Source organism: Cohnella sp. LGH (genome assembly GCF_017671885.1).
GTDB classification, from domain to species: domain Bacteria; phylum Bacillota; class Bacilli; order Paenibacillales; family Paenibacillaceae; genus Cohnella; species Cohnella phaseoli.
Window position 1 is genome coordinate 7,821,850 of record NZ_CP072117.1, and the last position, 15,114, is coordinate 7,836,963.

A 15,114-nucleotide genomic window follows, 5' to 3' on the forward strand; every position below is an offset into this window, starting at 1 on the left:
TTCGGGAGCGTATCGCATCGGAAGGAGGTACATACCCCTTTAACCTTTAGTATCGATCATCTGTCAGAGCAACTTAAAGGGGCTTATGGACAGCCCCCCTCTTAGCCTCTTACGCAAACGTCAGCGTCAAGCTTTCGCCGACTTCGATCCAGCCGTTCACCCTTCTATCTCCCTCTGCCTCATCCACTCCGTCAATCGCATACTTGGAGATATTACCGTTCTCCACCCGGATGCGAATCGGCCGGTCGGTCGTCAGCGCATACGACCAGCCGCCCGCTTCCTCCCGCTTCCATTCGATGCGAATCGAAGCCCCCTCGTCGGTCAACGACGGGATGACGCCGGAGGCGGACGATACGGAGCCCGGCTGGAACAACAGCCGGTGACGGTTCGAATCGCGATCATCTGGGGCCGGGATCAAGCCGAGCAGATAGCGGGACAGCTGCCAAGTCGGGGCCGCCGACCACGGATGGCAGTGGCTCCAGCGCGTGTCGAACACCTCCAGCAGCGTCGTTGCGCCCTGCTCCAGCATCCACCCCCAGCAGCTTCGGTACTGCTCCAGAACGAATTCGGCCTCCCCGGCCTCCCATAACGCCTGCAGCGAAAAATAGGCAAAGCTGGGGGTGATCAGCCGATCGCTCGCCGCATCCGGGTGGGACAGCCTCGGCGCCTGCGGGTCGTTCGGGAAGCAGCTTGATATATGCCGCTTGACGAATTCGACCGCAAGAGGCTTCGTCCGCTCGTCGAACATCTCGTTCAGCAAGCCGAGAACCGTCGCATGAAACCCCGCCTTGCGCTCTTCGGGCGCACTCGCTCCTTCCGCCGGAACCGACTTGGCGAGCAGCCCTTCCGCCGTCGAGTAACTCTCCCCGGCGATCCGCCGCATCTCCTCGGCCTGCGCCAGCCGCAGCTCCGCCTCGTCGGCCATGCCGAGCGCCCGCTCCCATGCCGCCATTTCCTTCAGCGCCATTATTAGCAGTAGATTCAAGCTGACGTTGATCTCTCCCGCGGAAACCGAATGCCCCCAATCGAGAAAATCCCAGGTGCCCGGTGGCGGACATGTGCCTCTAGCCCCCTTGTGCGAGATAAAGAAGGCAAGCGTGCGCTCAGCCGTGTCGTAGCCTTCCCGCAGCAATTCCAAGCTCCCGGTCAACCGACTGTAACGAACGCAACCGATAATCCAGTACAGGGCGTACGAAGTCAAATACGCCTCCTGACCCGGACATAGCCCGGCCGCCAGTCCATCCTCGCTTCTCCTGCGATAAGAGGCTTGCAGAAGCCCTCTCCGCACCAGCTCCAGGTTGCCGTAGACGACGCTTAGCGTCTCCATTCCCGTAACCGCCGCATCCCCCAGCCACTGTCCTCGCTCCCTCGTCGGAGTATCGATCAGAGCGTCTTCGCAGCAAGCCTGCAAGGTCGCCGCGCCCATACTCCAGATTTCGTTCAACAACGGATCCGCGCACTGAAAGCTTCCTGCCGGTCGGTCATAAAGCGTCCGCATCGTTCCTTCCGCACGAAACACCCGAGCTTCGGACGAGGAAGCGGCGATATGGACCTCCAAATACCGGAAGCCCCGCGGAACGAACGTCTGCAGCACCTGCCGCCCGCCTTTGGCGATCCAGCGGTCCATACTGCAGGAGGTGCTGGCGGAGAGCGTGATGACGGGATGCACCTTGCCATCGGTTAGCGACTCGCTGTACCCCGCCTCCACGATCGTCCCGGCGGGAGCCTCGATCTCGATCCGCGGCCGGTACAGGCCGATCCGGCCGAGATCGTAGCGCACCCAGAAGCCGTCGGCCGGAACGCCCGGCCGAAGATCGCGGCTAAGAAAGCGCAGCGGGGGATCGTCGTCGATATAGCCGAACCGGTCGGCGTATTCGCCCCGGGCGATCTCTTCCGCTTCCGCGGGCAGACTCAGGCAATCTCCGATCGTCTTCGGCCCGTATGCCGCATCTCCGAGCGGCTTAGCAACGACAACCGGCTCCGTCCAGCCTTCGCCTTCGAAAGCCAGCTGCAGATTCGGCAGCCTCCGGGTGTCGCAGTTCTCCATCCAGCCCAGCTGCCCGTTCACCCTGCGTTCGGTCGGCCCAAAGGCAGACAGCTCCATGCACTTCCACTCAAGCGGCAGCGCTCCGTTCGGACCGGTCGCCTCGCATTGCAGGAAAGGAGGGAGCCCGCCCATCAGAATGCGCGTGTGCACGCCGTAATCGTGGACAATCGCGGAGAGGACATGCTCCCCGCCGTCCAAAGCCGGCAGCTCAAGCTCATCGTATTCCGGCCGATCGGGAGAGAAACGCGCCGGACCTTCCCCGATCTCCTCGCCGTCCCAATACAGTCGATACAGACTAATGCCAAAAACGCGCAGCCGCAGCGGACCTGCACCGGCAGCTTGGCCGGAAATTCGCGCCTGAAACAGCACGTAGACGTTCTGCGACCGACTGGGCGCAGGATGCCATAAACAAGGAACGCCGATCATGCGAATCCCTTCCTCTCTTCGAATGCTGCGCGGCTTTCCCAAGCCGTCAATGCTACAGGGCCGATCAGACCAGCCGGGGCCGGAACGTCCCTGCGGAAATCGTCTTCCCTGAAATTGGGGCCGAGCGTGTTGGTCACGGTTACCCTGAGCCGATTCTCGCCGGACTTAAGCGCCTCAGGCGGGAGCACCCACCGGTAAGGAGGACACAGCCTTGGAGACAGCTCTTGGCCGTTTACCGCAAGCGCGGCGATTTCTCCGACCTCTCCCAGATCGAGCGCGTAACTTTCCTTCAAGCTGTCCAGCTCGAACGACGCCTCGTAGTCGACGCTCCCGCAGAACGTCTCCATCCCCTCCATACGGCCCCAATCGCCAAGCCCGGACAAGCGTGCCGAGTCAGGCGCCAGAGCTTCCAGGAGAGAGCTGCGAACGACCGTCGCGCGCCATTCCTCGACACGTCGCTCCCCGATTCGCATCTTCAGCCGGAGATTTCCATCCTCCGTCCGCTGCGCACGATGCCACTCGTCTGTAGACAGTCCCAGCTCCGCCGCGCTCCCCCCATGTCCGTCTCCGTCCGGATCGACGATAATAAAGCAGGATTCGTACGGCTCTAGACGAATCGGAGCGCGAATCCGATCTCCCGCACGGTCGTACAGCGGCAGCTTCTCGATTTTTCCGTCCATCGGCGTCCAGCGCTCAGCCACTCCGTCAGCGGGAAACTCGACGATGTCCTCGAACGTCTCTTCGACGCTTTCGTTGTTGAGGAAGAAAATCTGCAGGCCACTCTTCTCGTAATGACAGAAGCGAAGCTCAGGGAACGGCTTCGTCGTTCCGACGCCTGGCGCCAGCCAATGGGACAGGCGCTCCGCCAATTCGTCCAGCCCGACGGGCTCTCCGCCTTCCACGGCGGCACGGTTCACCGACACCACCTTGCCTCCGGACCGGATAAATGCCTTGAGCCGTTCTCGAACCGATGCCGGAAGCCGGACGATCCCCGGAAGCACGACGACGGAGAAGCGTTCGTCGCGGATACGCAGCGTTCCTCCCCCAATCTCGCAGCGATCCTCGTCTACCAGCAGATCCATCGACAAAATATCAAAATCGTACTGGCTCTGCATCAACGCCTTGCACACCCCGTCCAGCTCGTTCTCGTCTCCTCCCCAGTGCGCCTCGGCCGGATAAAGGACGGCGATCGGCGCGACATGCCGCGCTTCCCTGAGCATGAGGCAGGAACGGTTCGCGTAGTCCCCCCATTGCCTGAAATACGGCCACTGCGGATTGCGTCCGCCCGCATAGAAGTGAGGAGGACAATCCGGATCCGGAAAAATCGGGGAAAACGCGTGCGGCACATACCAATTCGTACCCCTGGCCGTCATCCAGTCGGTCAGCCATTTCATCTCCCGTAGGCCGAGGTCCCAGCCGTAAGCGCCGAAGTTCTCGCACATGACCAAGCTTGTGCCTACCTCCAGATGCGCCGCCGATTGGGCCAGCTTGGCCAAGGTGTAGTGGAAGAAGTCGGGATAAGGACGATCACGATACGTTTTGAATTGCGGAAAATGCTCCTCGTAGGAGGAGCTCTTCTGCTCCGAATCGACCTGGCGCAGCACGAAATCGTAACCGCCCATATCGAAGTGCTTCGTCGTACGAAAAAAATGCCCGACGCCGAAGCCGTGATTCATATGCGCCCGATTATCCTCAACGACGTGCCCGATGAACTGCACTCCGTTCGCGTGGCACCAACGCTGGATGCGGGCGAAAAAGTTTTCCGAGAACAGCTTCGTAAGATGATCCATAAAATCGGTCCGGAAGCTTGCGGTATTCTCCTCGTCTTCGTCCAGCCACAGCGCTTCGACGCAGCCATACAGGTCGTATCCGCACCTCTGCTCGAAAGTATGCCGCACCGAACTCGGCCACGGGAAGCATGGCGTCTCCTCCCCGAATAGCACGTCGTAGGAACCGAAATTTTCAAAGCTGGTCTCGTCCCCGAAGAAGCCCTTCAAGGTCGTGCCCCAATATTCCGGAAAACGGCGCTTGGTCGCTTCGTAGGTAAGCTCGATAAAGCAGTCCGTCACTTCGGGCGACAGGTAATCGACCATCTTGTCGAACATACGCCCGCTCCACGAGGGCTTAACCCCGATGACATGGACCGTCCACGAAGCCGCCTCTCCCGCTTCCCGACGCTCGCGCGCCCATGCCTGCCATTCCGTCCATTGCGCGAATGCCGCCCGTTCTCCCCTCTCCTCAGGAACGCAGACGATTCTGAACAATTCCCCGTCCAGAGGCATGGCCTCGGGCTCTTCCCCTTCGGCGCTCCACAGGAAGCTCGTCTTCGTCAGCACCTGCATCCGATAATCGGGCATTCTCTCCAACACTTTGCCTCCGGCAATGCCTGACGGATAATATTCTTCGTCGAACATCCATACGTCCATGCCAAGCCTTCTCGCTTCGTCCAGACAGATGCCGACGTCCCTCCACCAGTCATCGCCCAAATAATCTGCGTGAGGGCGAGACTCGATGACGAAGCCGCCGCAGCCGCCCTCCTCCATCGCGCGGATCTCCCGCCGCAGCGCTTCCTCCGTCTCCTCTGGCGCTCCGTGCAGCCACAGCAACGGAAACAGGCTGCGCGGCGGTTCGTCGGAAACAAATCGCTCGCGCAGCAAGTCGGATGCTTTCATGAAAATGCCCTCCTCTGTCGATCATAAGCCGATTGTAGCAGTCGGCCGATTCGACCCGGGAGGGCGCAGCTATCGGATGAGGTGGACAATACGATCATTTTCCGGCGAGAAAGTGCTCGCGGTATTGCTTGGGGCTCATTCCTTCGCGCTGCCGGAACAAACGGCTGAAATACTTGCTGTCCTCGTAGCCGCAGACGAAAGCGATCTCCTTCACCGACAGCTCCGTCCCCAGCAGCAGCCGCGCCCCTTTCTCCATCCTGAGCTTGGTCGCATACTCCAGCGGCGGGAGCCCGGTCTGCTCCTTAAACAAGCGATGAAAATGAGGAGCGCTAAAGAACACTTCCTCTCGCCAACGATTGTGGATCTCGCCCGCGTCCGTGTTGTCCCTTACGGCATCGTGGATTTTCAGGATATAATCGGTAATCTCCGCTCTGCCCTTCGATTCCGTCTTCGTCTTCCTGTCGCCCAGCGACTCGTATGTCAGTTCGCCTTCCTGAAGCCCCGTCGCCAGAACCAGCAGCAGCCGCAGCATAGCAGACTGCAGTTCAAGCTTGCGGAGAGGCCGCTCCTGGCGGAACGCCTCGACGACGCTCTCGATCAACCTGCGGATTTCCTCTCCTACCCCGTCGATCCTCACCAGATTCGGCAGCCAGACGGAGCTCAAGCTTGATGCTTCCCCGGGAGCTTCGTCCGGGCGGATCGGTCCGGCCTCTTCCCCGACGATCTGCAGAAGCTCCTCTTCCGAACGAGGCTCCCAATCGAAATGAATCGCCCAATGCGCATAACCGGACGATGCGTCGAGGTCGTCCCGAAAAGAGTGCAGCACCCCCGGAGGGATCATAAGCAGGCTCCCTTCCTTGTAAGCATGGGGCCCGCTTTCCGTGTACAGGACTCCCCGTCCCTTGTCGACCAGAATAAACTCATGGTCGCGAATATAGCGAGAGGGTACCTTTAACGGGAAATCCGTATAATGAGCGAAGCGCACGTAAGGCCTGATCTCCCTGAATTGCGCCAATTGAACGAAGGGCGGCATCGTCTTTCATTCCCCTACTATAAGCTGTGTGATTGGTCTTTTATAACTTTTCGCAGAGGACGACCGGATTCCTCCTAGACTCTATAAGTTGAACCAATGAAGGGGAAGCCCATTACATTCCAAAAGAGATGATTTTGCCGACTTCAGACAGGTTGTTTTGAGCTGCTTGGATCGATAAGAACGATAGAGGTAAGCAGCCCAAAGCCAAAACTCGCGGCAAAACCATTCCCTTTCTCCATTCCACTGGGTCATCTCTTCAAGGTATCTCTGGTTCAACTTATATAGTGGACGATCCTTTTGTTCGCACCCGCTCCGAACTCCAAAATTTAAATGCCAAATCCCTTGCATTTTCAGCCTCCATCCCCTATAATAACTCTTGCTGTACTTAACGAGCGCCCGTGGTCCAACGGATATGACGCAGCCCTCCGAAGGCTGAGATTGAGGTTCGATTCCTCACGGGCGCGCCACCTATACAATTAACATACCGGCCGACTCGGCCGGTTTTTTTGTATTCTCTCGATCGATGAAACGCTCCACGCAAATCAACTTTGACTTTCTTTGACTTTTGCACTCGAATTCGCTATGATAAAAAAACCAATACATGAGGAGGGACGCCAAACATGAGTTTTGTACCTATGGTTGTCGAGCAAACCAATCGAGGAGAGCGGGCTTATGATATCTATTCCCGCTTATTGAAAGATCGAATCGTATTTCTGGGCACACAGGTGAACGACGTAGTCGCCAACTCCATCATCGCTCAGCTGCTGTTCCTGGCGGCCGAAGATCCGGAAAAGGACATCCACCTCTACATCAACAGCCCGGGCGGTTCGATTACGGCCGGAATGGCCATATACGACACGATGCAGTTCATCAAGCCGGACGTCTCCACGATCTGCGTAGGCATGGCCGCATCGATGGGCGCATTCCTGCTCGCCGCCGGCGCGAAGGGCAAGCGTTTCGCCCTGCCGAACAGCGAAGTGATGATCCACCAGCCGCTCGGAGGAGCCGAAGGCCAAGCCAGCGACATCGAAATCCGCGCGCGCAGAATACTGAAGCTGCGGGATAAGCTGAACGGCATTCTCGCCGAACGCACAGGTCAGCCTTTGGAGAGAATCGAGAAGGATACCGACCGCGACAATTTCATGGAAGCCGAAGTCGCTCGCGAATACGGACTGATCGATAAAGTCATCGACAAAGTCAATTAATCCGCTTCACCGCCAAGGAGCTGTTCCGCCTCGTCAAGAGGATGAGAACAGCTCCTTTTTTAACGAAAAATAAATAGCATAATTCCATATTTATGTCAATAAAAATTCAAAAGATTGAATGCCCTCTCTGCTAACCCGCCAAACCATGGTATCCTGTAAGATGTAGGATTCCATTTAGACCCAGTTCTAGCTATCTCTTAGGAACTTTGGAAGAGAGGAATTATGTATGCTCGAAAGACCGTATCCTTATTTAGTATCGTCCGAGACTCCGTCTGCGGCAGGCTGCGCGAACTCCGTTCCCGTAGACATGGTAGCAGCTCGTCGATTGAGCGATAAAGCATCCTTGCTTCGCCCGCTTAAAGATGAGCATCTGTTGGAAGTTTACAGAGAAGCCAAGAAGATGAATCTGTCTCACGAGTTCATCGAGTTGTTGGAAGAAGCGCTCTCTATTCGACAGTTGAGCCACTATAAGGAAGCCTAAATCTGCATCTTGTTATCGCACATCTTATTCCTGCCCGCCCGCCGGTCTTGGCGAGCGGTTTTATTTTTTTTCGAGGTGGGACAATCGTAAAAAGGCCGCCTCGCGCGCCGAAGGTTCCCTGAACGGGAATCCGATCGATGCGCGAGACGGCCTCTACCCAGCCATCCGCCTTACTGCATTTCGTATTGAACGGTCACCTGCGTGCTGATCTCGATCTGCCCCGATTGCACCGAGGAGGATGCACCGGCTGCCGAAGCCATTTCATTCATCATGACCTTCGCTTGGTCGCGGGCGTAAACAACCGGAACGTTGGCAACGTCGCCTTGCACGATGTTGACGACGCCCTTCAGCTGACGGTTGGCCGACGTCGCTAACACTCCTGCTTTAGCGGCCGCATTTTCCATCGCCTTCTTAAGCGCATCCAGCTCGTACTGCTCCTTCTTCTCCGTAGAGAATTGCACGCCGTCCAGACGATTCGCGCCGGATTCGGTCAGAGCGTCGAACAGCTTGCCGATGTCCGGAAGCTTACGGTAAGTCACTTGAAGCGAATGAACGGCAATATAGCCCTTCAGCACGCGTCCGTCCTTCTCCGTATAATCGTATTCCGGCTGTACGTCGAACCCGGTCGTCGTGACGTCCTTCTTGGCGATGCCGAACGTCTCGTACAGCGTCTTCTCCACTCCCGCGAACTGCTTGGCATTCGCTTGCTGAGCTTCCGTCGCTTTCTTCCCGCGCGTCTCGACCGCCAAGCGCAAATAGGCAACGTCCGGCTCCACCATTACCGAACCGTTGGCTCCGACTGTAATCGTGTAAGGCGCCGCTTGCGCAGTTTCAGCAGACACTGTATTCCCCTCCCCCTTAACAAATCCGAACCATCCAATCACCGCTGCGGCCAGTACGACCGACAACACCTGCAAAGCTCCTTTTTTCATGACCATGCCCCTTTCATCGGTTTGTCTTTATAAACGCGACGAGAGAGACAAATGTTTCACGCCTAGGACAAAAAATCCATAAACGCAAAAAGCCCCTCCAGGGGGCCTCATGCAGAACTTATTATTGATTTTCCAGTTCTTCCTTGCTCACAAGCTGCACTAAAGCGGTTACAGCCTGTTCTGCGTCCGAACCTTCCGCACTTATCGCAACTTCCGTCCCCGAGCTAATCGCCAGGCTCATAATGCCCATGATGCTCTTCGCGTTAACCTTCTTCTCGTCCTTCTCTACGAAGACGTCGGAAGAAAATTTATTGGCCTCTTGCACGAATAGTGCCGCCGGTCTGGCGTGAAGACCTGTCTTAAGCCGAACGACTACCGGCTGTCTCGTCATGGACCGGATACCCCCTATCTTTAATTCGTCCCACTAGTCGGGACCTCCCGTACTCCAGCTCTACATCATTATAACATTGATATGAACAAATGCGCCATACGGTTATGCCCCGCCGTTTCGGATTTTTTCCGCCAGTTCGTCGAGCTTGCGGAGCCGATGGTTGACGCCTGACTTACTGACTTGCCCTTTCAGCAGATCTCCGACTTCCTTCAAGTTAATATCGGGATGCTGAAGTCTGACTTCGGCTACCTCCCGCAGCTTGTCGGGAAGATTGTGCAATCCGACTTCTTTGGCGAGCAGCTTGATATTATCGATCTGCCGAACGGCGGCTCCGATCGTTTTGTTCAAGTTGGCCGTCTCGCAGTTGACGATGCGGTTCACGGAATTGCGCATGTCCCGCATAATGCGGACATCCTCGAATTTGAACAGCGCCTGATGCGCGCCGATGATGTTCAGAAATTCGATGATCTTCTCGCCTTCCTTGATGTAGAGGATAAACCCTTTCTTCCGCTCGATAAACCGGGCGTTCAGATGGAACCTGTTCGCCAGATCGACAAGCGCCTTGCAGTGCTCCTCGTACATCGACGAGATTTCCAGGTGATAAGACGAGCCTTCGGGATTGTTCACTGAGCCGCCCGCCAGGAACGCGCCCCGCAAATAAGCTTTCTTGCAGCAGCTTTTGCGCACAAGCTCCTTGTCGATGCTTGGATGGAACAGAAACCCTTCCGAGACGATGCTCAAATCGTTCAATATCGCTTCGGAGCCGGCCGGAATGCGCACGACATAGACGTTGTTTTTTTTCAGTCGCATTTTTTTACGAACGAGCAGTTCGGTCACGACTGTAAAATGACGCTTTAACAACGTATAGATCCGGCGCGATATGGCGGCGTTCTCCGTAGCGATGTCCAGCATGACCCTGCGGTTCGACAGCGAGATCGTACCGTTCATTCGAATCAGCGCCGACAGTTCCGCCCTTTCGCAGCAGCTGTCGCCCTCAAGCATCGTGAGCTCCTTTTTGGTCTGCGCTGCAAAAGACATGCCTTTGTCACCCCTTTCTGAGCATCCAGCCCTCGACCAGCTGGTAAATATGCTCGCTTAGTTTCTTCGCGTCATGACGCAAGTAAGTGCGGAACAGGACAAGCTTGTCTGCAATTACCTTGTAGCCTCGCCGGGTAACTTCCTCCAGATCGAGGTGAACCGCCTTGGACCCCTGTTCGGCGTACAAGCTTTCCACCTGCGGGGGAATTTCCCCATCGTTCACAATAACATAATCGAATAGATGATGGCCGATATGGGCGTGAACGGCGGCCAGGTGATCGCTGACGGAGTAATTGTCCGTCTCTCCCGGCTGCGTCATGACATTGCAGACGAACAGCTTAACCGCATCCGATTCCACGATCGCTTCCGCCAGCTCCGGTACGAGCAGATTCGGGATAATGCTCGTATATAGGCTTCCCGGACCGATCAGTATCGCATCCGCTTCCCGGAGCGCTTCTACCGCTTCCGGAAGCGCCTTAACGTCGGGCGGCTCCAAGTACACTCTGCGGATAGCGAGTCCGGACTTCGGAATCGACGATTCTCCGACTACGATCGAGCCGTCTTCCATCTCCGCCTTCAGCACGATCGACTGGTTAGCCGCCGGCAGAACGCGTCCCCTGACGGCGAGAATCCGGCTTAGCTCGGTAATGCCTGTAACGAAATCTCCGGTAATGTCCGTCATCGCCGCCAGAATGAGATTGCCGAGACTATGTCCGGCCAAGCCCGTACCGTTCTGAAATCTGTATTTCAACACTTCGGCCATCAGCGGCTCCCGATCGGCAAGCGCGGTCAGTACGCTGCGAATATCGCCGGGCGGCGGAATCTGCAGCTCCTCTCGCAAAATACCGGAGCTGCCGCCGTCGTCGGCGACCGTGACGATGGCCGTGATGTCCAGCGGCTTTTGCTTTAAGCCGCGCAGCATGACGGACAGACCGGTGCCTCCGCCGATCACGACGATTCGCGGCTTGCGCGCAAGGGATTGTATTTTGCTCATTCCCTCACCTCAATGCCGATCGCGCTCGGAATCGCGGTGGCTCACCCGCACCGATTCCGTTTCGCTGGCTCCCAGTCTACGTCCCAAATATTCGGCCAGCGCCACTGATCTGTGCTTGCCTCCCGTACAGCCGATACCGATTACGATCTGACTTTTACCTTCCTTGTGGTACATCGGGATCAGAAACTGCAGCATATCGAGCAGCTTCGTCAGGAAGGTCTGCGTCTCCGGCCACTTCATCACGTAATCGTACACGTCCGGGTCGGCGCCCGTTTTTGGACGAAGCGTGTCGATATAATGCGGATTCGGCAAAAACCGGACGTCGAAAATGAGATCGGCATCGATTGGAACGCCGTATTTGAATCCGAACGACGTGACATTGATCGAGATGTTGTTCTGATCCATATTCGTAAACCGGGCGACGATTTTCTCCTTTAACGCCGCCGGCTTCAGGTTGCTCGTATCGATAACCTGATTGGCCCAGCCCTTCAAATCTTCAAGCAGCTTGCGCTCCGAATGGATCCCGTCCAGCGGCAGTCCGTCCGGAGCAAGCGGATGGCGCCTGCGGCTCTCCTTGTAACGCTGCACAAGCACCGCATCCGTCGCGTCGAGGAATAAAATCTCGTAATGGATCGTACTGTTCTCGCGAATGTGGTTCAACGATTCGGACAGCGCCGTGAAAAATTCGCGTCCGCGCAAATCGATAACCAGGGCCACCTTGGCGATTCTCCCCTGCGACTGGTCGATTAAATCCGCAAACTTGGGAATAAGCACCGGCGGCAAATTGTCGACGCAGAAAAAGCCTAGATCCTCCAAGCTTTGCACGGCGATCGTTTTGCCGGCTCCCGACATCCCGGTTATAATGACGAGCCTTGGCTGCGTCGTTATCGTATCCATGCCCTTCCACTCCCCCTGAGGCTCATCTTGCCATCGTCCCTTCGCAGAACGACGAATAACATGAGGCGCCCGGACCGCCTCACAAGCTGCGGAGCCGAGCGCCTTGCTGCGATTATGCCCGCAGGAACAACCCTGCCGCTCCTACCACTCCGGCGTTGTTGCCGAGCTCCGCCGCTACGATCTCCACGCCTTCCGTAGCGTTCGCCGGCGTCAGCTTGCGAAAGACTTCGCGGATTTGCGAGAACAAATATTCTCCTGCTTTGCTTACCCCGCCTCCAAGAATAAAGCGCTGCGGATTGACGACGAGCGCCACGACCGCCATTGATTTGCCCAAGTAGAACGCCGCCCGGCTGACGATCCGTACAGCCACCTCATCGCCTTCCTTCGCGGCGTCGATGACGTGCTTGGCCGTTAATTCGCCCTCCACAAGGGCGAGTGACGTCTTGTCTCCCCTGGCAACGGCGTCCTTCGCCATCCGAATAATGCCCGTGGCCGAAGATACGGTCTCCAGGCAGCCCATCCTGCCGCAGCCGCACTGGATCGCTTCGAGATCGGGCACGATCGTGATATGGCCTAGCTCTCCCGCCATTCCCGAAGCCCCTTCAATCAACCGATCATTCAGAACGACGCCTCCGCCGACACCGGTTCCAAGCGTATAGCAAACGCAATTCTGCACGCCTCTCCCCGCTCCGCCCCAGGCTTCGCCCAGCGCCGCTACGTTGGCGTCATTGTTGATCTTGACCGGCTTGCCCAGCTTCTCTTCCATAATGAACTTCGCCGGCACATCCTTGAACGGAAGATTCGGCGAGAAGTTGATGATTCCTTCCGGAATGTTAAGGAACCCGGCAATGCCGATGCCTACGCCGACGACCTTCTCCCATTCCTCCGTTCCCGGAGGCACGAGCTCCCGGACATAGGCTGCAATATTGGACAGAACGGCATCCGCTCCATCGGAAGCTTGCGTGGGGCCTTCATAAGTACGGAGCAGGTCTCCCTCCTCGTTGCACAAGCCTACCTTAATGGACGTTCCGCCCAAATCTACGCCTACGAACAATGAATCTGACATATTGTCGACACCTCATAAGAAATAATAAGAATACTCGCCGTCAATGGAACGACGGCCTCGTCAAGTCCAGCTTCTCCCGAATTCCGCAGGCTTCGTCGATCCGATTCGCATACCGGCTAATACTCGCCTGAGACACGCCGTATCGGCTGACCAGGTCCGCATAAGTCACTGTTCTGCGATGCATCTTGGCCGTCCAATACTCGAGCGCCGCCGCCCATCCCGTCGACTTGTGCAGCTTCGGCACATCCGGATATACGCGCGACAGAAAATCGACCCACAACGTCATCATATCGTGCTGCTGTACAACGTCATAACGCCCGGACATTCCTTCGAGCGCCTGCTCCAGCACCGTCTGCCATGCGCTGTCCCATACCGGAAGCTGCGCGGATTTGCGACGCGCCTCCAGCGTCAGCGCCCGTCCGCTGAAGATGACGGAAAGCGAATCCTGCACTCCGATGGAGCGGAGCACCAGCACAGCCACCCGCTTCAGTTCGTCCTCCTCGTCCGGATCGACCAGGAAAGCTTTTAGCGCCTCGACCACCTCGTCGTCCGCAACAAGTCCAAGCGCCTGAATAACCTGCACCTTCGTGCGGCGATCGCCGTGCCTAAGCGCCCAGAAGAAAGAGGAGCGGATGAGAGGATCGCTCTTAAGCGCCTCCGTCACCTGGCCGGGGCTGTTTTCCCACTGTTTGAACTGCTCTTCGAAAGGAAGATGGTAGTGATAATGCGCAGGAGGACTCTCCTCACCCGCACTTACCCGCTCCAATCGCTTCAGATGGAATGCCGGCACCTGGGAGCCTGGATCGAGCTTCTCGGCCTGCTGCCAATGCTTCTTGGCGTCCTCATACCTATGCAGATTTACCGCCGCAATCGCGGCAAAATGATGCAAACTCGGCTCTCCCGCCAACTCTCCCGTGCGCAGCAAACGACGGAAATGCTGGTACGCCTCGCGATGCTCCCCTACGATGCCCAGCGTTGTCGCCATTTTGAACACATGCTCGGGATGAAACGGAATCGTCTTGTTCAGCTTGGAGATCAGCGCTTGAAGCTGCCCCTGCTGATTGGAATGCTGATAGAAGATCGCCAGATTGCACAGCGCGTGCAGATTGCCCGGTTCGGCATCCAGCACCTCCGTAATCGTCGCAATCGATTTGTCGAACAGTCCCATGTAATAGTATGCCAATCCCAGGTTATTCCTTGCGGCCAGAAAGTCCGGCTGCCGTCCGATAATTTCTTCCAGCATTTTGACCGCCTCGGCGAACCGGCCTGCCTCCAGCAGCTCCCGTGCCTTGTCGTGCGCGTAAATATTTTCTTTAGCCTTGATGGTCGACAGCTTCGCCGGGCGGTTCAGCTCATAGTGAAGCAGGTCGAGCAGTTCGTCCGACTCCTCCAGAAATTGGCCCTCCGTATCGTTCTCCAGATACCGGACGAGCGCCTCCTCGGCCGCTTCGAAAAGCTCCATATTGGCATAGTTATTGGCCAAATAGTAATAGCATTCCGTCATTGCCGGATCGATCTGATCCAGCACCGAGCGCAGAATCACATTCGATTCCTCGTACCGTCCCATCTCGGATAGAATGCCGGCCATATTGCAGTGGTTGACCGGATTCTCCGGCTCATACTCCACCGCGCGGCGAAAATATTTCAGTGCCTTGTCGTAATGGTACCGATCCAGCGACTGTACGGCGCGCTCGAAGAAAAATGTCGCATCCAATCTCATCGGGATAACTTTGGGACGCCGGGGTTTCGCAGCGCGCTTCCGCTGGTTCATCGCAAGGCACCTCCCTCGTAGTCTGAAACTCGTTATCCAAGATTATAACACAGCCTGCGCCGTCCATAAAATAAAACCCGCTGGCGATGATGAGGTTCTGGTTGCCGCATGCGTCTCGACGCGAATAACAAACAGCTTGCCGCTTGTAACGGCAAGCTAAA

12 protein-coding genes and 1 tRNA gene are annotated in these 15,114 nt (G+C 56.9%); 3 read left to right on the forward strand and 10 right to left on the reverse strand.

The genetic code is table 11. The features are described from left to right. Window positions 1-109 precede the first annotated feature (109 nt). The 3 genes from J4772_RS32100 to J4772_RS32110 all read right to left on the reverse strand — a co-directional run bounded on the left by J4772_RS32100 (window position 110) and on the right by J4772_RS32110 (window position 6,178). Window positions 110-2,473 carry a family 78 glycoside hydrolase catalytic domain gene (locus J4772_RS32100; RefSeq protein ID WP_209073031.1) on the reverse strand — a complete coding sequence of 788 codons (2,364 nt, stop codon included), beginning with the start codon at window positions 2,471-2,473 and terminating at the stop codon, window positions 110-112. Then, window positions 2,470-5,145 carry a glycosyl hydrolase gene (locus J4772_RS32105; RefSeq protein ID WP_209073032.1) on the reverse strand — a complete coding sequence of 892 codons (2,676 nt, stop codon included), beginning with the start codon at window positions 5,143-5,145 and terminating at the stop codon, window positions 2,470-2,472. Before J4772_RS32105 ends, J4772_RS32100 begins: the two co-directional genes overlap by 4 nt. Window positions 5,146-5,239: 94 nt before the next feature. Continuing rightward, on the reverse strand, window positions 5,240-6,178 hold the full coding sequence (locus J4772_RS32110; RefSeq protein WP_209073033.1) for an AraC family transcriptional regulator: 939 nt from the start codon (window positions 6,176-6,178) through the stop codon (window positions 5,240-5,242). 392 nt (window positions 6,179-6,570) lie between these two features. On the opposite strand from J4772_RS32110, the gene J4772_RS32115 reads away from it, so the two are divergent. The 3 genes from J4772_RS32115 to J4772_RS32125 all read left to right on the forward strand — a co-directional run bounded on the left by J4772_RS32115 (window position 6,571) and on the right by J4772_RS32125 (window position 7,864). Continuing rightward, a tRNA-Arg gene (locus tag J4772_RS32115) sits at window positions 6,571-6,645 on the forward strand. Window positions 6,646-6,798: 153 nt separating this feature from the next. Then, window positions 6,799-7,383, forward strand: coding sequence for an ATP-dependent Clp endopeptidase proteolytic subunit ClpP (gene clpP, locus J4772_RS32120; RefSeq protein WP_116064703.1), 585 nt, complete (start codon window positions 6,799-6,801; stop codon window positions 7,381-7,383). A 226-nt stretch (window positions 7,384-7,609) separates the two neighbouring features. Continuing rightward, on the forward strand, window positions 7,610-7,864 hold the full coding sequence (locus J4772_RS32125) for a sporulation histidine kinase inhibitor Sda (protein ID WP_246016941.1): 255 nt from the start codon (window positions 7,610-7,612) through the stop codon (window positions 7,862-7,864). Between the two features lie 170 nt (window positions 7,865-8,034). Here the strand turns inward: J4772_RS32125 and J4772_RS32130 are convergent, their stop codons facing one another. From J4772_RS32130 to J4772_RS32160, 7 genes are all read right to left on the reverse strand, one after another. Continuing rightward, the gene (locus J4772_RS32130; protein WP_181918071.1) at window positions 8,035-8,796 is read right to left on the reverse strand and encodes an SIMPL domain-containing protein; all 762 of its coding nucleotides are present in this window, start codon (window positions 8,794-8,796) and stop codon (window positions 8,035-8,037) included. A gap of 121 nt (window positions 8,797-8,917) precedes the next feature. Then, entirely contained in the window at window positions 8,918-9,187 is a 270-nt protein-coding gene (locus tag J4772_RS32135) for an HPr family phosphocarrier protein (RefSeq protein WP_094042918.1), read from the reverse strand. Between the two features lie 102 nt (window positions 9,188-9,289). Next, complete coding sequence (gene whiA / locus J4772_RS32140) at window positions 9,290-10,225, reverse strand: DNA-binding protein WhiA (RefSeq protein WP_209073034.1); 936 nt, start codon at window positions 10,223-10,225, stop codon at window positions 9,290-9,292. 7 nt (window positions 10,226-10,232) lie between these two features. Beyond that, entirely contained in the window at window positions 10,233-11,219 is a 987-nt protein-coding gene (yvcK, locus tag J4772_RS32145) for a gluconeogenesis factor YvcK family protein (RefSeq protein WP_116064706.1), read from the reverse strand. A 9-nt stretch (window positions 11,220-11,228) separates the two neighbouring features. Then, the gene (gene rapZ / locus J4772_RS32150) at window positions 11,229-12,116 is read right to left on the reverse strand and encodes an RNase adapter RapZ (RefSeq protein ID WP_116064707.1); all 888 of its coding nucleotides are present in this window, start codon (window positions 12,114-12,116) and stop codon (window positions 11,229-11,231) included. 112 nt (window positions 12,117-12,228) lie between these two features. Continuing rightward, complete coding sequence (locus tag J4772_RS32155) at window positions 12,229-13,182, reverse strand: ROK family glucokinase (protein WP_116064708.1); 954 nt, start codon at window positions 13,180-13,182, stop codon at window positions 12,229-12,231. A gap of 40 nt (window positions 13,183-13,222) precedes the next feature. After that, the gene (locus J4772_RS32160; RefSeq protein WP_209073035.1) at window positions 13,223-14,953 is read right to left on the reverse strand and encodes a tetratricopeptide repeat protein; all 1,731 of its coding nucleotides are present in this window, start codon (window positions 14,951-14,953) and stop codon (window positions 13,223-13,225) included. Between the last annotated feature and the right edge of the window lie 161 nt (window positions 14,954-15,114).